We start from the raw sequence: 18,864 nt of genomic DNA, 5'->3' as shown, positions 1-18,864 counted from the left end.
CGCCCGTTTCGAAGTTAGCGGAACCGGCCCGCATTGCAACTCGCGCTCGGACGCCGTCGGCCGAGGCGGGGGCCTTCAGAGGTTGAGCAGCTTGCGCGCATTGCCCTTGAGCACCTTGGGCCGGATCTCGTCGCGGATGTCGAGCTTGGCGAAGTCGGCCATCCAGCGATCCGGCGTGATCACCGGCCAGTCGGAGCCGAACAGCATCTTGTCCTGCAGAATGCTGTTGATGTAGCGCACCAGGATCGGCGGGAAATATTTCGGCGACCAGCCGGAGAGGTCGATATAGACATTCGGCTTGTGGGTCGCGACCGACAGCGCCTCTTCCTGCCAGGGAAACGACGGGTGAGCGAGGATGATCTTCATGTCGGGGAAGTCCACCGCGACGTCGTCGATATACATCGGGTTGGAGTATTTCAGCCGCATGCCGTTGCCGCCGCGCATGCCCGAGCCGACGCCGGTCTGGCCGGTGTGAAACAGCGCGATGCTGCCGGCGTCGGCGATGGCCTCGTAGAGCGGATAGGCCATTCGGTCGTTGGGATAGAAGCCCTGCATGGTGGGGTGAAACTTGAATCCCTTGATGCCGTAATCGGCGATCAGCTTGCGCGCCTCGCGGGCGCCGACCTTGCCCTTGGCCGGATCGATGCTGGCAAACGGGATGAGCACGTCGGAGTTTTGCGCCGCGAGCTCGGCCATTTCGTAGTTGTTGTAGCGGCGGAAGCCCGTCTCCCGCTCGGCGTCCACCGGGAAGATCACCGCGGCGATCTTCTTGGCGCGATAATAGGCGGCGGTCTCCGGCACGGTCGGCGGGTGCTTGTGCGGCGACTTGAAGTATTCGGACATCGCCGCCTGGAAATCGTCGTAGCCATCGTCGCCATGGGCGCCGCAGGGCTCCTCGGCATGGGTATGGATGTCGATGGCGATCACATCGTCCGGATTGAGCATGGCGGCCGTCCTCGGGAAAAACTCGGCGGGGCGTGGCCCGCCAAGCGACGCCTAACCGGGCCGTGGCGCGCAAACAAGCCCCCCTTGTCCCACAGGGCGCCGGGAAACGGGTTTTTGATGCCATGCCAATGGATTAAGGAGGTGGCGCGGGCCCGTGCCCGGGACGAAAGGCGGCTCCGCGGTGGAAATACCGCCCGCCAGAGGCCGGCGGTGCATTGACATCGGCGGGTCGGTTGGCTTAGAACCCGCCCGTCTCGCGCAGCGCGGCTGCCGGCGGGATGCCCCCGTTTTTATCTTGTTTTTCGGCCTTGAACGCGGCCTTTCAACGAGCAGGTTTGTCCCATGAAGGTCCGTAATTCGCTGAAATCGCTGCGGGGCCGCCATCGCGCCAACCGCATTGTCCGCCGCAAGGGCCGGGTCTACGTCATCAACAAGGTCCAGCGCCGCTTCAAGGCGCGCCAGGGCTGAGTTCCGGCGTCGCGGGTTTCGTCCGCGCCCTTTCGCAGCTCCGCATCCCCTCACAGCCATGTGAGCCGATCGCTGTCTCGAGCCTGAGCTCTTGCGGAGCGATGCTGCGCGTCTAGACTTTGCTCATGGCAAAGCGATTGCTCCTCCGTCTTCCCGCTCTCCTCGTCGCGACCGCGCTGGCCGCGGCTTGGTCCGCGCCGGCGGCACTGGCCCAGCCCGTGCCCAATCCGCACGATGAGCCGAAAAAGCTGCCGGCGCCGCCGAAGGATCTGCCGCGGGTCAGCGGCGACAAGACGCGCAATCTCGATTTCCTGTTCGGCGCGCTCAAGGCCGCTCCCGACGATGCCAGTGCCCGGCACGTCGAGGCCCGGATCTGGGCGATCTGGTCGGCGACGCAGAGCGACACCGCGGCGCTGCTGATGGCAAGGGCCAAGCTCGCGATGGAGGTTCACAACCTCGATCTTGCGCTCGAACTGCTGGATGCCGTGGTGACGTTGCGGCCCGACTATGTCGAGGGCTGGAATCGCCGGGCCACGGTACATTTCCTCAAGAACGACTACGCCCGCTCCCTGGAGGATATCCGCCAGGTGCTGGCGCGCGAGCCCAGGCACTTTGGCGCGCTGACCGGTCTCGGCATGATCATGCAGGAATATGGCGACGACAAACGCGCGCTCGAAGCCTATCGCAGGGCGCTCGACGTCGATCCGCGTCTGGAGAAGATTCCCGATCTCGTGAAGAGTCTGACCGAGAAGGTCGAGGGCCGGGATATCTGAGGCGGCCGATGGAGCGCCGCGTACCGGACGCACCTCACCCTTTGGTGTGAAGGCTTTCCTGAACTGATCGTTCCTTTCGCCGGATCCCCGGCGCCGCCAAGGCCAAGGCGGGGGCCCGGTCGCCAAGCTGCTGAGCACGCAGATCGCGCTGGATGCGAAGCTGGCCGGGTGAGGCCTGTACCCTTACACCGCGTCGGTGCTCTGGTCGTCGATGGTGGCGACGCGCAGCATGTTGGTGGTGCCGGGAATCCGGAGCGGGACGCCGGCGACGATGATGACGCGCTCGCCGATCCTGGCAAAGCCGTCGCGCCAGGCGATGCGCCCGGCCCGCTCGATCATGTCGTCCTGATCGTGGGCGTCTTCGGCGATCACGCAATGCACGCCCCAGACGAGGGACAGTTTGCGGCCCGTGGTCTGGTTCGGCGTGATCGCAACCACCGGCGGTTTCGGCCGCTCCCGGGCGAGCCGCAGCGCGGTCGAGCCGGAAGAGGTCCAGCAGATCAGCGACGACAGGTCGAGCGTCTCGGCGATCTGCCGCGCGGCATCGGCGATGGCATCGCCGACCGTCGTTTCCGGCGCCGGACGCTGGGCGTCGATCACGGTGCGATAGGTCGGATCGCGCTCCACTTCCTCGCCGATCCGGTTCATGGTGGCGACGGCCTCGACCGGATATTTGCCGGCCGCCGATTCCGCCGAGAGCATGATCGCGTCCGCCCCCTCGAACACGGCGTTGGCGACATCCGAGACCTCGGCGCGGGTCGGTACCGGCGACTGGATCATGGATTCCAGCATCTGCGTCGCGATCACCACCGGCTTGCCGGCGCGGCGGGCGAGGCGGGTCATCTGCTTCTGCAGTCCGGGTACGCGCTCCGCCGGCAGTTCGACGCCGAGATCGCCGCGCGCCACCATCAGCGCATCGGAGACCTCCACGATCTCCGGCAGCCGCTCGATCGCCTGCGGCTTCTCGATCTTCGACATCAGGGCGGCGCGGCCGCGGGTCAGCTTCTTCGCCTCGGTGACGTCTTCCGGGCGCTGGACGAAGGATAGTGCGATCCAGTCGACGCCGGCTTCGGCCGCCGCTTCGAGATCGCTGCGGTCCTTCGGCGTCATCGCCGAGACCGGCAGGTCGGTGTCGGGAAGGCTGACGCCCTTGCGGTCGCTCATCTTGCCGCCGATCACCACGCGGGTGACGGCGCGCTGCGGCGAGGTCTCCTCGGCGATGAGGCGCACCTTGCCGTCGTCGAGCAGCAGCGCGTCGCCCGGCCGGAGCGCGGTGAGGATTTCAGGATGCGGCAGATGCACGCGCGTCCTGTCGCCCGGCGTCGGATCGGAATCGAGGATGAAGGCCTCTCCGCTGCCGAGCTGCACGGAGCCTTCCTTGAACTGGCCGAGCCGCAGCTTCGGTCCCTGCAGGTCGACGAGAATGCCGATCGGCCGGCCATAACTCGTCTCCACATGACGGATCGTCGCGATCAGCTCCCGCATCTTGTCGTGGGAGGTGTGGCTCATATTGATGCGGAAGACGTCGGCGCCGGCCTCGAACAACTTGCGCAGCGTCGCGCTATCCGACGACGCCGGGCCGAGTGTGGCGAGAATCTTGATGCGCCGCAGGCGTCTCATCACTTCGGTCCCGGAACCGCCGGCGGTGGCGGCGCGATCCCGGGAGGAGCCACACCGATCGGCGGCGCGCCCCCGGCCCCGGGCGGGCCGGGCGGATTGGGCAGCCCCGGCAGTCCGGGCGGTTTCGGCTGTTCGCCGGATTCGGTGAGCTGCACCGTCCAGGCGCGCTGCTCGCCGGTATCGACTTCGAAGAAGCCGGTGCGATCGAAGCCCCTCGCCAGGCAATCCTCGGTGCCGCGGATGGTGAATTCCTTGTCGCGCGAGCACATGAAGGCCTGGCCTGACCATTCGCCGCCGCGGTCATAATCGACCGCATAGATATAATAATAGCGCGCCACCAGGGTGCCGCGCAGCAGCGTCTCGCAATTTCGCGCCGGAACGTTCCACCAGCCTTCAGTGGTCCAGCCTTCGGCATCCTTGTAGCCGAGCGCAACGCCGACGCGGCTTGAGGTGTTGTTGCAGAGACGGAAATCGGCCGCCGCGGGCCTGGCGAAGCCGCACAGGACGACGACGAGCATCGCCGTCGCCAGGCCGAGGGAAAGCCCTCTGGCGCGGCGGTGCGATCGGGCAGCTTGTGGATGAGCCGTGGACTGGATCATTTATCGAGGCGTATCAATCGATTGTTGATTTCGCGTAACCATGGCGGGGCTGTCAACGCCGGTTGGACGGCCGACAGGTCGGAGGGGCGCTGCCGCAGACGCGGCGGCGCTGGCTGTGTGCAGCGCGATATGGCAGAATTGATGACAGATCCACGCGCGCGCGTCATCTTCTCGTGAAAAGAATGGGAGCCGTCATGGCCATCGACGACAAGACCAGAACGGAGCTGGAGGCCGCCGCCTTCCGCCGCCTCGTCGGGCATCTGCGCGAGCGTACCGACGTGCAGAACATCGATCTGATGAATCTGGCCGGCTTCTGCCGCAATTGCCTCTCCAACTGGCTCAAGGATGCCGCCGACGAGCGCGGTATTGCCCTGACCAAGGACGAGAGTCGCGAAGCCGTCTACGGCATGCCCTATGAAACCTGGAAGGCGACCTACCAGCGCGAGGCGTCGACGGATCAACTCGAAGCCTTGAAGAAGAGCCATCCGGGCCACTGACGGCGGTTTCGTCCGCCTGTTGCCGCGACCGTCGGCGGCTCGCGCCTGCGGCCGCTGTGCTTCGCCACAGGCAACCAAATTCGCTCTTCCGGCGCGCTTTCCGTACCCCGGCCTGTGGGTCGCTGTGGATGGGGCGCCGCACGCCTTGACGGCGGGCCTCCGTGACACGACTGTCATCCGCAAGATGGCTGGGAGATCCCGATGCCGGCGCCTTCACCGCGCGGCGTCCGCGGGTCGAGCGTTCTGCGCAGTTCAAGCCGAGGTCATCAGAGATGACGGTGCGGGCGAACCGGGATCTTCGATCCCGCCGGGCGCTCGTTGCCGCAAGACAAAGTAGATCAGGAGTAATGCGATGGCCACCTCTGCCGCCCTCAAGACCGACGACGAAGCGCCGGCGACGCGCTTCGCCAAGGATCAGCTCAAATCCATCGTTGAGCGCATCGAGCGGCTCGAGGAAGAGAAGAAGGCGATCGCGGACGATATCCGCGACGTCTATGCCGAGGCCAAGGGCAATGGCTTCGACGTCAAGGCGCTGCGCGCCATCATTCGTCTGCGCAAACAGGACGCCAACGAGCGCCAGGAGCAGGAGTCGATCCTCGAGACCTATATGCAGGCGCTCGGGATGATGTGAGGGCGGCCGCGCCGCCTGCCTCGCCAATGCGACAGCGGGCGCGCGTCAGCGCAATGAGGCGAGGGTGAAGGCGGTGATCGCCACCGGCGTCATGGCCGAGCCGGAGAAGCGCTCGCAGCTCAGGACGGACTGCGATTCGCCGGAAAAGGTCGTCGCGACGGTCGACGTCGGCTTGATGAACAGGTGCCGCATCGTGGTCATGTCCTGATCGCCGAACGAGACCGCGAGCATTCCGGTCGAAATGCTCGGCGTCATGATCATCGCCCGCATCCATGCCGTGTTCATGTTGGCGGGCGCGATCCGCGACGCAGTCGTGATCGTCGCCGAACGGCCCTGCTGACCCTTGGTGACGATGGTGGTGATCTCGGCGCCGGCATGCCGGGCCGGCAGCGGCGCGTGCAGCCGCGGCATCGGCGCGCTGGCGGTGACGATGCGCGAGCGGTCGAGCACCCGCCCCGGCGCATAGGCCAAGACTTGATCCTTGTCGGCCGCCGGATCCATCGAGGCGAAGGCGTTGCGGGCGGCGAGTGCCGCGATCTGTTCGGGGCTCGCCTGTTTCGCCTTGGCCGGCTCGTCACCCCAGAAGCCGCGGGAATTGATGATGTCGGCGGGCGTCTGCGGCTTCGGCGCTGCAGCGGCCTTGATCGGCTCGGCAGCTGGCGTCGCGGGGGCCGCCGCCGCCGCGAGGACCACCGGCTGCGAGGTCGCGGAGGCCACTCGGTAGCTCGCCGGCTTGGCCCGCGGCAGCGGCACGGCTTCGGTGTTGGCGGCCTCGATCTTTCCGGTATCGGTCTTGGCAGCATCGATCTTGGCAGTATCGATCTTGGCGGCGGCGGTCTTGCCGGCGTTGATCGAGGCGACCAGCGCCGACGGAGCCGCCTTGCCGTCGGCCGCGCTCGGCGCGCCTTCCTCGTCGTCGTCGGGCGCCGTCGCCTTGCCGCGGAACAGCGAGGCGAGGAAGTTCCTGCCGGAACCCGAGCCGTCGTCGGCCTTGCGGCGCTGGAGGTCGGCGAGCGCCAGTTCATAGCCTGGCAGCGGATTGCCGTCGGAGGGCACGTGAACCGTGCGGCCGTTCGGGAAGACGCGGACCAGCTGCTCGCGCGTCATGCGCGGCCAGTGCCGGACATTGCCGGTATCGAGATGGACGAAGGGCGAGCCGGAGGTCGGATAGAAGCCGACGCCGCCACGTTGCAGCCGCAGGCCGGCGAAACGGATCTGCTCGAGCGGCACGCCGGGAATGTAGAAGTCCATGGCATGGCCGAGCATGTGCTGGCTGGAGCGGGCGACGCCGCTGTGGGAGGAGCGCCGCCGCAGCATCGCGTTGGTGGCCGGCGAGCGGTAGGACGAGATGATCTGGATCGGCTGCTTGGCGTCGACGTCGCGATAGACCTCCCACAGGACATCGAACAGATGGCGATCCATCGTCGTCTGGTCCTGGGTCCGCCAATCGCGCAGATAATGGTTGAGCTCCTTCAGCGCCGCCTCGTCGTAGCGGCCATTGCGCTTGAAGGTGACGGTGATGTCTTCGCCGGAATGGGTGTGATGGAAGGAGAGGGTGCGGGTGTCGCCGGTGGCAGAGGCGTCATGAACGCTCGACAGACCGCCGATCAGCAGCAACGACGCGACGCCGAACCGCAGGCAGGCCCGCGGGAACGACGCGACACGATTGGCGCGCGCGAAACGGCTCAGCACGTCGGAACGATCCCCAAGAAGATCCCCAAGGCGACTTCCAATTTTGACTTCCAGGTCAATGGTGAAAGGTCGACCTCGAAGTCGAGCCCCGTCCGTACGACGCCAGTTGCACCAGCCTGTTCGCTCAGCGGCGTCGTCCTGGCGTCGCCCTGCGTCCTCTCGCCGCTACCCCATGCAGCGGCAGGGTGAACGCAGGATTGAAGTCCAGTTCGCGTTAGACCATGCGACGGTTAACCGAGTTTTACGGGTCCCGTTCAACCGCCGGCGGACTCTGCTGGCTAAGTATGGCAAAAAAGCGCCTCCACGCCCCCTGGCGCGGGCCCTATGATCAACAAAAAGGCTCCGCCCTTGGAGGCGAAGCCATTGATTACGCTTTATAATTCGTCTTCGTCGGGTCAGCGGGTAAAGATCCGGCGCTGTGGTCGGATCGGCGCCGGAGGCGCGCTCGGGCCGCCGCCGAACAGCCGCTCGAAGAAGTTGAAGGGCGCGCCGCCGTCGCCGTTGAGCGCCACGCCCTGCGGGATGTCGCCCTTCGGCCGGGCGTAGCTCGGCTGGGCGTGCGCCACCGGTGTCTCCAGATCCTTGCCCTCGCTGCCGCGCAGGATCGCCAGCATCGCGGCGTCGCGGCCGTAGATGTCCTTGCGGAATTCCAGCTTGCCGGCCTCGTCGACGAAGGCGGTCTGGTAGGTGATATTCACCGGGATCGGCGTCGGGAATTTGATATCGATTTCGCTCTGGCCGTACATCGAGCGGATTTTCTCCGGCGTGTAGTGCTCGTTCGGCAAGGCGATGCTGAGCAGCGTCGCGGCGTATTGATCCGGATACTGCACCCGCATGCAGCCGTGGCTGAAGGCGCGCTCGTCCTTGGTGAACAAGTACTTGTCCGGCGTGTCGTGCTGGTAGACGAGGAACTTGTTCGGGAAGTTGAAGCGGATGCGGCCGAGCGCATTGCCTTCGCCCGGGGGCTGCCAGACGTGGATGCTGCCGTCGCGGCTGCGTTCGAGCCGCAGTCCGATCCGCGACAGGGCATCGGGATCCTGCTGCAGCGCCGGCAGATACTCATTGTAGATGATCGACGGCGGCACGTTCCAGGTCGGATTCACCGTGATGTATTTCATCGTCTCGGTCAGCAGCGGGGTAGCGTGCTTGCCGGGCTTGCCGGTGACCACCCGCGTCGACCAGACCGGGGCGCCGTTGTGCATCACCTTCAGGGTGAAATCCGGGATGTTGAGGATGACATAGGCGTCGCCCAGCGACGGTGCGCCGAGGTCGCGCGGCAGCCAGCGCCAGCGCTCCATGTTGACGCGGACGATATCGATCTGCCGGTCCTTCTTCGGCGAATTGAGCGCCCGTACCGTCTGGACGTCGAGCACGCCGGTGGGCTTGAGATCGTTGTTGTCCTGGAACTTGCGCACCGCCGCGGCGAGCTTGTCGTCGTAACGCGTGTCACCGGCGACCTCGGCCAGGCCGAGCCGGACGCGGAGCTGCGGCACCCGCGGATCTTCCATGACCTCGGCCGCCTGCTTCTTGCGCGCCGCGACGTATCTGAGCGCCGGACCATCGGCGATCTGGGCTGTCGGTTCGGTCTTGGCGCGCAATTCGGCGAGTTTGGCCTTGAGCGCCAGATAACCCTTGTGGGGCGGATTGTAGGCGTTGAGCGCCGCGGCGACGTTCTTGGTCGTGGCGATGGTGTTGAGCACCTCCGTCGGATCGACCGGATGTTCGGGATAGGCGATGTCGGCGCTGACGCGCGACCAATGCATGCGGCCGCTCTGGGCGTGGCGGGCATAGTCGAGCACGCTCGCCATGAGGCGCAATTCGGCCTCGGCCTGGGCGTCCGGCGCAGCGGCGGCCGAAAAGTCCGGCGTCGGATAATCGGCCGGGTCGAGCCCGTCGCGGCCGGCCTCCTTGAGCCGCGTGATCGCCGCCTTGGCCCTGGTATTGGCGACGCCGCCGTCGGTCAGCAGCGGGGCGTAGTCGCGGCCCTTGTAGAAAGCTTCGACAGCGGCGCGATCGGCCTTGCGGTCGAAGAAATGCACCGATTTGGCAGTGAGCAGGTCGCGCAGCTTCTCGGCCACCGGTTGATCGGCCGTGGCCACCGTCGAAGCCGCCGGGGCCGGCGTCGGCGCGTTGCTCTGGGCGCTCTCCCTGGCGCCGTCCTTCACAGTATCTTTGACAGTATCTTTGACACCATCCTTGGCGATCGCCGTCGCGGCCGGTTTGTCGGTGGCGGGCGTGCTCGTGATCGCAGTGCTCGCGGCTGGAGCGGGGGCTGGCGTCGCCGTGGCGGTATCCGGTTTGGTTTCGGGCCCGGCGTCAGTCTTGCTCTCGGCCTTGGGATCGGCGGAAGTTGCCGGCTTGAGGTCTGCGGCGGTCGGCGGCGGCACATTGGCCGGCTCAGGCACCGGAACGGCGGCGTCGATCGCCAGTTCAGCGGCGCTCTTCGGTGCGGATTGGGCGAGGGCCGCGCCGGACGATACCACCAGGAATGTGGCCGCTACCGCTGTGAGCATGCGGTCGTAGGCGGTCCGGCCCATCGAAGTCTTCAGCATTCTCGCACCCCTTGGCGAGCCCTCCCATTGGGGCGGCTCGATTGCGTCCACCAGTTGCTTCCGCCAACTGGAATCCGTCCAGATCAGTTCAGTTCCTCGGTCGATCGATCGACCGCATTCCATTGCTACGCGGCAGAAGCATGGCAGTTCCACGCGCTGAAAGCCGCAACATGATATTTGAAGTGATACACGCGGCCCCCGCGGGCGGCCAGCGCCGGCGGGGAAAGTCACGCGAAACTGACTTCAAACCCCTGCACAGGCAACGATTTGGGCCAGCGGCGCGGCGCTTTTCCTTGGTCTGTCACCACGCCGCAACGGTTCATGTCGGCTTTCCCGCGGCGATGAGCGGGCAGGGACACCGAATCAGTAGCCGAATCATTAGAGGCGACGCGGGGGCCTGGCCGCGCCAGCCTAGTGTCCTGTCTCCGAATTACCGCTCCATTTGCCTCATGCTCGCACGGTCATTCGGAGACATAAGGACACTAGCATGATTATGATTCTAGTGCGGTTCTGGATCTGACGCGCGTATGAAGAGTTCGCTGCAATACTGATACGAGCGTCAGATCCACCGCACTTGATGCCGTTCATTCGCCGTCGCCGGCCGGCGCGGCCTCCTCGAGCTTGCGGTAGAGCGTCGAACGGCCGATTTTAAGGCGGCGAGCCACCTCGGACATCTGGCCGCGGTAGTAGGAAATCGCGAAGCGGATGATTTCGTTTTCGAGTTCGTCCAGGGGGCGGATTTCGCCGTCGCCCGACAGCATCGCGAGCTGGCCGGCAGTCGGCAGCGGCGGGGCAATCGGAATCTCCGCCGCGGACACCACCGCGGGCTGGGCGGGGGTCAGCGTCAGGGCCATGTCGGCGGGAGCCGGGCTCGAGGCTGGGGCGGGCGAGGCCGCCGTGAGCTGCGGGAAGTCGGCGAGGGTCAGCTGAACGCCATCGCTCATGACCACGGCGCGGTACAGCGTATTCTCGAGCTGGCGGACGTTGCCCGGCCAGTCGGCCTGGGCGAGGCGCGCCATGGCCTCGGCGTCCACGCCGGTGATGTGGCGGCTTTCCTCGGCACAGAACCGGGCGAGGAAATGCCGCGCCAGCAGCGGAATGTCCTCGCGGCGGGCACGCAGCGGCGGCACCGTGAGCGGCAGCACGTGCAGGCGGTAGAACAGATCCTCGCGGAAATGGCCTGCTTTGACGTGGTCGAGCAACTGCCGGTTGGTGGCCGAAATGATCCGGACATCGACCTTCACCGGCCGCCTTCCGCCGACCGCCTCGACCTCGCCCTCCTGCAGCGCGCGCAGCAGCTTGACCTGGGCGGCGAGCGGCAATTCGCTGACCTCGTCGAGGAACAGCGTGCCGCCGGAGGCCTCGACGAATTTGCCGGTATGCTTCTCCGTGGCGCCGGTGAAGGCGCCCTTTTCGTGGCCGAACAGGATCGACTCGACGAGGTTGTCGGGAATGGCGCCGCAATTGACCGCGACGAAAGGCTTGCTCGATCGTTCGCTGGAGCCGTGAACGGCGCGGGCGATCAATTCCTTGCCGACGCCGGATTCGCCTTCAATCAGCACCGGAATGCTGGCGGCTGCGGCCTTCTTCGCGGTCCGCAGCACCTTCTCCATGGCTTCGCTGCGGGTGACGATGTCCTTGAAGGTGAGGCGGCCTTCGCGGCTGTGCCGGATGCGCTGCAATTCGCCCTTCAGCGCGCTGGTGGTCAGGGCGTTGCGCAGGCTGACCTGCAGTCGTTCGGCGCCGACCGGCTTGACGACGAAGTCCTGGGCGCCGGCGCGCATCGCCGAGACCACATTGTCGATGCCGCCGTGGGCGGTCTGCACGATCACCGGCACGGCGATGCCGGCCTCGCGCATCTTGGCGAGCACGCCGAGCCCATCGAGGCCGGGCATGACGAGGTCGAGCACCATGGCATCGATCTCCGGCGCGTCGGTCGCCGTCAGCACCGCCAGCGCGGCGTCGCCGCTGTCAACCACGACCGCTTCGTATCCGAATCGCTGCACCATGTTTTCGACCAGCCGGCGCTGAACAGCGTCGTCGTCGGCGATGAGGATACGCGTGGGCATTTCCACTCCACTGAGATTGCAAGGCTTTGTCCCGAATTGGGGCACTGTCGCCGCAGAACGTTAAGACCCTGTTAAGGCGCCAAGTAAGGCCTCAACCGAAGCTCGGTGCGGGAGCGGTCTTCGCCGGCGGGCCGATCCGGCACGGAACCAGCCGGTCTCGGCGCGGCCGCGAGCGGTCTCGCCGGTTGATCCGGATCGTTGGCCGCCCCTATGCTGGCGATGGCGCTCGCCGCCGCCTGAAATGTCCAGCCGAGGTTGCCCCCTTCATGTCCCCCCGTTCCGCGACCCGCCGCAAAGCCACCCCTGCCGCCCGCAAGGCTGCGACCAAGGCCAAGCCAGCCGCCGCCAAATCGGCGCGGCCGGCCGCCAAGGCCGGCGGTGGCCGGCTGCCCGAGTGGAATCTGACCGATCTTTATGCGGCGACCGATGCGCCTGAGGTCGTCCATGATCTCGACAAGCTCGATGCCGACTGCGCCGCCTTCGAGAGCGCCTACAAGGGCAAGCTGGCCGAGGGGCTGGCGCGTGCCGATGGCGGCGAGTGGCTCGCTGCGGCAATCCGCAGCCTCGAGGAGATCGACGATCTCGCCGGCCGGCTGATGTCCTATGCCGGCTTGATGCATGCCGGGAACACGGTCGATCCGGCGATCTCGAAATTCTACGGCGATGTTTCCGAGCTGATCACCACGGCCTCGGTGCACCTCCTGTTCTTCACCCTGGAGCTCAACCGCATCGACGACGCGGTGATCGAGGCGGCCATGGCCGCGACGCCTGAGCTCGGTCATTACCGGCCGTGGATCGAGGACACCCGCAAGGACAAGCCCTATCAGCTCGAGGACAGGGTCGAGCAGCTCTTCCACGAGAAGTCGGTGACCGGGGCAGGGGCCTGGAACCGGCTGTTCGATCAGACCATCGCCGGCCTGCGCTTCAAGGTCGGCGGCCGCGATCTCGCCATCGAGCCGACGCTCAATCTGTTGCAGGATCGCGCGCCGGCCAAGCGCAAGGCGGCGGCCGCGGCCCTGGCCAGGACCTTCAAGGCCAACGAGCGCAGCTTCGCCCTGATCACCAACACCCTCGCCAAGGACAAGGAGATCTCCGATCGCTGGCGCGGCTTTGCCGACATCGCCGATTCAAGGCATCTCGCCAACCGCGTCGAACGCGAGGTGGTGGACGCGCTGGTGGCGTCCGTCCGGGCCGCCTATCCGCGACTGTCGCACCGTTACTATGCGTTGAAGGCGCGCTGGTTCGGCAAGAAGAAGCTGGCGCATTGGGACCGCAACGCACCGCTGCCCTTCGCCACCACGGCGACGATCGCCTGGCCCGAGGCGCGGAACATGGTGCTGACCGCCTACGAGGCCTTCTCGCCCAGGATGGCGACGATCGCCGAGCGTTTCTTCACCGAGCGCTGGATCGATGCGCCGGTGCGGCCGGGCAAGGCGCCGGGCGCCTTCTCCCACCCGACGACGCCGTCTGCGCATCCCTATGTGCTGCTCAACTACCAGGGCAAGCCGCGCGACGTCATGGTGCTGGCCCACGAACTCGGTCACGGCGTCCATCAGGTGCTCGCGGCGCCCAACGGCCCGCTGATGGCGCCGACGCCGCTCACCCTGGCCGAAACCGCGAGCGTGTTCGGCGAGATGCTCACCTTCAAGCGTCTGCTGGCCGCGGCCCGGACCAGGGCGCAGCGCCAGGCGCTGCTCGCCGGCAAGGTCGAGGACATGATCAACACCGTCGTCCGGCAGATCGCCTTCTACTCGTTCGAACGGGCCATCCATACCGAACGGCGCAACGGCGAGTTGACGGCGGAGCGCATCGGCGAGATCTGGCTCAGCGTGCAGGGCGAGAGTCTCGGGCCGGCGATCGAGATCAAGCCGGGCTACGAGACCTTCTGGATGTACATCCCGCACTTCATCCATTCGCCGTTCTATGTCTACGCCTACGCCTTCGGCGACTGCCTCGTGAATTCGCTCTACGCGGTCTACGAGCGCGCGGCGGAGGGCTTCGCCGAGCGCTATCTCGCGATGCTCTCGGCCGGCGGCACCAAGCACTACGGCGAGCTGCTCGCGCCCTTCGGTCTCGATGCCAAGGATCCCGCGTTCTGGGACGGCGGCCTGTCGGTGATCGAAGGCATGATCGCGGAGCTGGAAAGCATGGGCTGACGCCGCGTGCTGAACGGCTGTTGAATTCGTGCTGCAGCTGCACAGGGCACTGTCGCAGAACAGACACAGCCAAGCGGAGAAGCGAGGGCCGGACGTTGCCCTCGCTCGGCAATTAGGCTAATTCCCGATACCTTTTTGAATGGCGCTGGAGGGGACCAATGGCAGGCCACGAGCTTTCTTATTCGACCGCGGACGGCAACGACTACGCGGCCCATGAAGCGACCTATGTGGGCTTTTTGAATCTCGTCAAATACGGCACTGCGGCCGTCGTCATCATTCTCGTGCTGATGGCGTTCTTCCTCGTCTGATTCCAGTCGGTCTGCCGGCGGCCCGCGCCGCCGGAGTCCCACCTTCATGCGCGACCGTCAGGCCGCGGGAGCCCCCATGAAAATCGCAGTCCCTAGAGAGATCGATGCCGAGCCGCGCGTTGCCGCCGTGCCGGAGACCGTGAAGAAGTTCAAGGCGCTCGGTGCTGAGGTCGCGGTCGAGCCCGGTGCCGGCCTGCGTTCGGGCATTCCCGATGCCGACTACGAAGCCGCCGGTGCCACCATCGCCGCCGATGCGGTCAGCGGCGCCGACATCGTCATCAAGGTGCGGCGGCCGGAAGCGGCCGAGCTGGGACGCTACAAGCGCGGCGCCCTGGTGATCGCGATCATGGATCCTTACGGCAACGATGCCGCGCTCAAGACGATGGCCGATGCCGGGGTCGCGGCGTTCGCCATGGAGCTGATGCCGCGCATCACCCGCGCCCAGGTCATGGACGTGCTGTCCTCCCAGGCCAACCTTGCCGGCTACCGTGCGGTGATCGAGGCTGCCGAGTCCTTCGGCCGCGCCTTCCCGATGATGATGACCGCGGCCGGCACGGTGCCGGCGGCGAAGGTGTTCGTCATGGGCGTCGGCGTCGCCGGGCTGCAGGCGATCGCCACCGCCCGCCGTCTCGGCGCGGTGGTGACCGCGACCGACGTGCGGCCGGCGGTGAAGGAGCAGGTCGAATCGCTCGGCGCCAAGTTCATCGCCGTCGAGGACGAGGAGTTCAAGCAGGCGGAGACCGCCGGCGGCTACGCCAAGGAAATGTCCAAGGAGTACCAGGCCAAGCAGGCCGCACTCACCGCCGAGCACATCAAGAAGCAGGACATCGTCATCACCACCGCGCTGATCCCGGGCCGGCCGGCGCCGCGTCTCGTCAGCGCCGAGATGGTGCGTTCGATGAAGCCGGGTTCGGTGCTGGTCGACCTCGCGGTCGAGCGCGGCGGCAATGTCGAGGGTGCGAGGGCCGGCGAGGTCGCCGACCTCGGCGGCGTCAAGGTCGTCGGCTACACCAATCTCGCCGGACGCGTCGCCGCATCCGCCTCCGGCCTCTATGCCCGCAACCTTTTCTCCTTCATCGAGACGCTCGTCGACAAGGCGGCCAGGACCGTGGCGGTGAAATGGGACGATGAACTGGTCAAGGCCACCGCCCTGACCCGGGAAGGCGCCGTCATCCATCCGAACTTCCAGCCGAAAAGCGCATAAGGAGCGTCGCCATGGAGCATGTTGTGCAGGCCGTCGATCCGTTCGTGTTTCGGCTGTCGATCTTCGTTCTCGCCGTGTTCGTCGGCTACTTCGTGGTGTGGTCGGTGACACCGGCGCTCCACACTCCGCTGATGTCGGTGACCAACGCGATCTCCTCGGTGATCGTGGTCGGCGCGCTGCTCGCCGTCGGGGTCGAGCTGATCGGCAACAGCGGATCGTCGCTCTGGGCGCGCGGCTTCGGTTTCGTCGCCCTGGTTTTCGCATCGGTGAACATCTTCGGTGGGTTCCTTGTCACCCAGCGCATGCTGGCGATGTACAAGAAGAAGCAGAAGTGAGCAGGGGCCCACGATGAACGCCAATCTCTCCGCACTGCTCTATCTGCTCGCCGGCGTCCTCTTCATCCTGTCGCTGCGCGGACTGTCCAGCCCGGCGTCGAGCCGTCAGGGCAACCTGCTCGGCATGGTCGGCATGGGCATCGCCATCGCCACCACCCTCGCGGGACATCCGCCATCGGGCACCCTGGCCTGGGGTCTGGTGATCCTCGGCATCGCCATCGGCGGCGGCATCGGCGCGGTGATCGCGCGGCGGGTGCCGATGACCTCGATGCCGGAGCTGGTCGCCGCCTTCCACTCGCTGGTCGGCATGGCGGCGGTGCTGGTCGCGGCGGCGGCGTTCTACGCCCCCGAGGCCTTCGACATCGGGGCCCGCGGCAGCATCCACGGCTCGAGCCTCGTCGAGATGTCGCTCGGTGTCGCCATCGGCGCGCTGACCTTCACCGGATCGGTGATCGCCTTCCTCAAGCTGTCGGGCCGCATGAGCGGCAAGCCGATCATCCTGCCGGCGCGCCACGTCATCAATGTCGTGCTGGTCGTCGCGCTCGTGGTGTTCATCTATCGTCTGGTGGCGTTCCAGGGACAGGTCGATTTCTGGATCATCACCGTCCTCGCGCTGGCGATCGGCGCACTGCTGATCATCCCGATCGGCGGCGCCGACATGCCGGTCGTGATCTCGATGCTGAACTCCTACTCCGGCTGGGCGGCGGCGGGCATCGGCTTCACCCTGGGCAATTCGGCGCTGATCATCACCGGCGCCCTGGTCGGCTCGAGCGGCGCGATTCTGTCCTACATCATGTGCCATGCGATGAACCGGTCGTTCGTTTCGGTCATCCTTGGCGGCTTCGGCGGCGAGACCGCCGTGGCGGCGGCAGGTGGCGGCGAGGCGCGGCCGGTCAAGCTCGGCTCGGCGGACGACGCCGCCTTCATCATGAAGAACGCCCAGAAGGTCATCATCGTGCCGGGCTACGGCATGGCGGTGGCCCAGGCCCAGCACGCGCTGCGCGAAATGGCCGACATGCTCAAGAAGGAGGGTGTCGAGGTCAAATACGCCATCCACCCGGTGGCCGGCCGCATGCCGGGGCACATGAACGTGCTGCTGGCGGAAGCCAACGTGCCCTATGACGAGGTGTTCGAGCTCGAGGACATCAATTCGGAATTCGCCCAGGCCGATGTCGCGTTCGTGATCGGCGCCAACGACGTCACCAATCCGGCGGCCGAAGACGATCCGAAGTCGCCGATCTACGGCATGCCGGTGCTCCAGGTCTGGAAGGCCGCCACCGTGATGTTCATCAAGCGGTCGCTGGCCTCCGGCTACGCTGGCATCGACAATCCGCTGTTCTATCGCGACAACACGATGATGCTGCTCGGTGACGCCAAGAAGGTGACGGAGAGCGTCGTCAAGGCGATGTGACCCGGCGGCGGCGCAGCCTCGGCGAGCCTTACGGCACCTCGTCGCCGACGCTGTCGGTCACGCCGATCGAGGTGGCCCGGAGGCGATGATCCTGATGCCGGCGGGCGCCGCGGCGGGTGCCCGGCGCGCGCCGCAACGATCTGCGGAAGAGCATCAATCTCGCGCTGGGATCTTCGCGCACTAGTGTCCCGTTTCCAACGTTCGTATCCCATTGCAGCAGGCGCTCATACGAACGTTGGAAACAAGGGGACACTAGCATCATTATGATTCTAGTGTGGTTTCGGATCTGACGCTCGTTCGAAGAACTCGCTGCAATACTGAAACGAGCGTCAGATCCACCACACTAGCTTTTTGATTTTGCTAGTGTCCTGATGTCTCCGAATGACCGTGCGCGGGTGAGGCAAATGAAGCGGTAATTCGGAGACAGGACACCAGCGACCATCGGGTTGACGGTTCCGGCGGTGGCCGCCGCGACCGTTCCGCACCGGGCGGACCAGCATTCTCTTCGGGCTGGTCCACGTTGTGGTTTTTGCAGTTTTCCTGTTGCTGATCTTCGTGCCATAAGTGGCGCGCCGTCGCGCTTTTGATCGCTGCCATCGAAGGGTCGCAGTTGATCCCTCAATCGGCCCAAAAGTTCCAGCATCAAGCGCGCGGGGATGCAGGTGGCTGGTCGATGATGAAATTCATTTCAAGTTTCTTTCTCCAGATATTGCCCTCGGTGATTGCGACCGTGCTGGGGGCGTACATCGTCAATCATTACATCAACCCGAAATCCGACCCCGGCGCCCCCAAGGCGGCGGCCTATTCCGATGCCGCCGCTACCCCCGAGCAGGCTTCGAACAAGGCCGGGACCAAGGCCTCGCCCGCCAAGCCGGCCGCGGCGTCCGATACCGCCAGGGCGATCCCGGACAGGGCGATCCCGGACAAGGCGAACGCCGACAGGGCGACGGCCGAGAAGGCGGCTGCCGAAAAGGTCGCTGCTGAAAAGGCGGCGTCCGAAAAGGCCCTCGCGGACAAGGCGGCCGTCGAGGCCAAGCATCCCAATCCGCGTGAGAGGGTGGTGCGCGGCAAGCCTGCGCCGGTCGTCGAACCCGCCGCCAGCGTCGCCGCGGCCCCGGCCGGTGCCGAGGAGCGGCGGGACGCCAACGAACTCGCCCGCGCGGCAATCGATCGGCTGCGGGGCTCCACCGAGGCGCGGCCGGCGGATCCGCCGCGCGCCAGCGTCGTTACCGCGGCACCCGCCTCGGGGACCTCGGCCGCCGCGACAACTGGCACGGCTTCGACCATGGGAACCGCGAGCGCCGGCAACGGGCCGTCTCAGGGGCTGGTGCAGCCGCTGCCGCCGCCGGTGGTGGTCGCTGCGCCGGTCCAGGGGCCGGTCTCGGCCCCTCGCGTCCAGCCGCTGCAGTCGGCCTCGTCCGATGGCACGACGGTCGGCGAACGCCGTCGGATGGTACCGCCGGCCGACATTCCCGCTGCCCCGCCCATCGACCTGTCCGCCTCGGCCCAGCAGGCCAAGACCAATATGGCCGAGGACATGCTGTCCGCCGCCCGCTCCGTCATCAATTCGGTCGTGCCGCAATAGGCCAGGCAGACAGAGGCGA

Annotated in this window: 17 protein-coding genes; 10 read left to right on the top strand and 7 right to left on the bottom strand. The window is 66.4% G+C overall.

The window, feature by feature from the left end:
* Positions 1–75 precede the first annotated feature (75 nt).
* Entirely contained in the window at positions 76–945 is an 870-nt protein-coding gene (locus DB459_RS04725) for an amidohydrolase family protein (protein ID WP_253711777.1), read from the bottom strand.
* Between the two features lie 342 nt (positions 946–1,287).
* Here DB459_RS04725 and ykgO point away from each other — a divergent pair, with 342 nt between their 5' ends.
* Both ykgO and DB459_RS04715 read left to right on the top strand, forming a co-directional pair.
* The gene (ykgO, locus tag DB459_RS04720) at positions 1,288–1,413 is read left to right on the top strand and encodes a type B 50S ribosomal protein L36 (protein WP_253711776.1); all 126 of its coding nucleotides are present in this window, start codon (positions 1,288–1,290) and stop codon (positions 1,411–1,413) included.
* Positions 1,414–1,538: 125 nt separating this feature from the next.
* Positions 1,539–2,186 (top strand): tetratricopeptide repeat protein, encoded by a 648-nt coding sequence (locus DB459_RS04715; protein ID WP_253711775.1) that lies wholly within the window; start codon positions 1,539–1,541, stop codon positions 2,184–2,186.
* Between the two features lie 183 nt (positions 2,187–2,369).
* Here DB459_RS04715 and pyk read toward each other — a convergent pair whose 3' ends face one another.
* Positions 2,370–3,806: a pyruvate kinase gene (gene pyk / locus DB459_RS04710; RefSeq protein ID WP_253711774.1), complete on the bottom strand. Its 1,437-nt coding sequence runs from the start codon at positions 3,804–3,806 to the stop codon at positions 2,370–2,372.
* The gene (locus DB459_RS04705) at positions 3,806–4,324 is read right to left on the bottom strand and encodes a DUF1036 domain-containing protein (RefSeq protein WP_253711773.1); all 519 of its coding nucleotides are present in this window, start codon (positions 4,322–4,324) and stop codon (positions 3,806–3,808) included. Before DB459_RS04705 ends, pyk begins: the two co-directional genes overlap by 1 nt.
* A 275-nt stretch (positions 4,325–4,599) precedes the next feature.
* Between DB459_RS04705 and DB459_RS04700 the strand changes: the two genes are divergently transcribed.
* Together DB459_RS04700 and DB459_RS04695 are read left to right on the top strand one after the other, a co-directional pair.
* A complete protein-coding gene (locus tag DB459_RS04700) occupies positions 4,600–4,902 on the top strand; it encodes a DUF1244 domain-containing protein (protein WP_253711772.1) in 303 nt (100 codons plus the stop codon).
* A gap of 352 nt (positions 4,903–5,254) precedes the next feature.
* Positions 5,255–5,533: a DUF2312 domain-containing protein gene (locus DB459_RS04695; RefSeq protein ID WP_253711771.1), complete on the top strand. Its 279-nt coding sequence runs from the start codon at positions 5,255–5,257 to the stop codon at positions 5,531–5,533.
* Between the two features lie 45 nt (positions 5,534–5,578).
* Here the strand turns inward: DB459_RS04695 and DB459_RS04690 are convergent, their stop codons facing one another.
* The 3 genes from DB459_RS04690 to DB459_RS04680 all read right to left on the bottom strand — a co-directional run bounded on the left by DB459_RS04690 (position 5,579) and on the right by DB459_RS04680 (position 11,846).
* Positions 5,579–7,225: a DUF882 domain-containing protein gene (locus tag DB459_RS04690; RefSeq protein ID WP_253711770.1), complete on the bottom strand. Its 1,647-nt coding sequence runs from the start codon at positions 7,223–7,225 to the stop codon at positions 5,579–5,581.
* Positions 7,226–7,620: 395 nt separating this feature from the next.
* Positions 7,621–9,777: a murein L,D-transpeptidase gene (locus DB459_RS04685; protein ID WP_253711769.1), complete on the bottom strand. Its 2,157-nt coding sequence runs from the start codon at positions 9,775–9,777 to the stop codon at positions 7,621–7,623.
* 584 nt (positions 9,778–10,361) lie between these two features.
* Positions 10,362–11,846, bottom strand: a complete 1,485-nt coding sequence (locus tag DB459_RS04680) for a sigma-54 dependent transcriptional regulator (RefSeq protein WP_253711768.1) — start codon at positions 11,844–11,846, stop codon at positions 10,362–10,364.
* A 266-nt stretch (positions 11,847–12,112) separates the two neighbouring features.
* Here DB459_RS04680 and DB459_RS04675 point away from each other — a divergent pair, with 266 nt between their 5' ends.
* From DB459_RS04675 to DB459_RS04655, 5 genes are all read left to right on the top strand, one after another.
* Positions 12,113–14,002, top strand: a complete 1,890-nt coding sequence (locus DB459_RS04675) for a M3 family oligoendopeptidase (protein ID WP_253711767.1) — start codon at positions 12,113–12,115, stop codon at positions 14,000–14,002.
* Positions 14,003–14,160: 158 nt separating this feature from the next.
* Entirely contained in the window at positions 14,161–14,310 is a 150-nt protein-coding gene (locus DB459_RS04670; protein ID WP_253711766.1) for an aa3-type cytochrome c oxidase subunit IV, read from the top strand.
* Between the two features lie 76 nt (positions 14,311–14,386).
* Positions 14,387–15,514, top strand: a complete 1,128-nt coding sequence (locus tag DB459_RS04665; RefSeq protein ID WP_253711765.1) for a Re/Si-specific NAD(P)(+) transhydrogenase subunit alpha — start codon at positions 14,387–14,389, stop codon at positions 15,512–15,514.
* An 11-nt stretch (positions 15,515–15,525) separates the two neighbouring features.
* On the top strand, positions 15,526–15,849 hold the full coding sequence (locus DB459_RS04660; protein ID WP_253711764.1) for a proton-translocating transhydrogenase family protein: 324 nt from the start codon (positions 15,526–15,528) through the stop codon (positions 15,847–15,849).
* Between the two features lie 13 nt (positions 15,850–15,862).
* On the top strand, positions 15,863–17,260 hold the full coding sequence (locus tag DB459_RS04655) for an NAD(P)(+) transhydrogenase (Re/Si-specific) subunit beta (protein ID WP_253711763.1): 1,398 nt from the start codon (positions 15,863–15,865) through the stop codon (positions 17,258–17,260).
* A gap of 28 nt (positions 17,261–17,288) precedes the next feature.
* Here DB459_RS04655 and DB459_RS27340 read toward each other — a convergent pair whose 3' ends face one another.
* Positions 17,289–17,414, bottom strand: coding sequence for a hypothetical protein (locus DB459_RS27340; protein WP_256519307.1), 126 nt, complete (start codon positions 17,412–17,414; stop codon positions 17,289–17,291).
* A 519-nt stretch (positions 17,415–17,933) separates the two neighbouring features.
* Between DB459_RS27340 and DB459_RS04645 the strand changes: the two genes are divergently transcribed.
* The gene (locus tag DB459_RS04645; protein WP_253711762.1) at positions 17,934–18,845 is read left to right on the top strand and encodes a cell envelope biogenesis protein TolA; all 912 of its coding nucleotides are present in this window, start codon (positions 17,934–17,936) and stop codon (positions 18,843–18,845) included.
* Positions 18,846–18,864: the final 19 nt, after the last annotated feature.

The sequence above is a fragment of the Bradyrhizobium sp. WD16 genome (assembly GCF_024181725.1).
Classification (GTDB): Bacteria; Pseudomonadota; Alphaproteobacteria; order Rhizobiales; family Xanthobacteraceae; genus Bradyrhizobium_A.
Note: the sequence above shows the minus strand (reverse complement) of the source record. Positions and strands in the feature narration are given on the sequence as shown.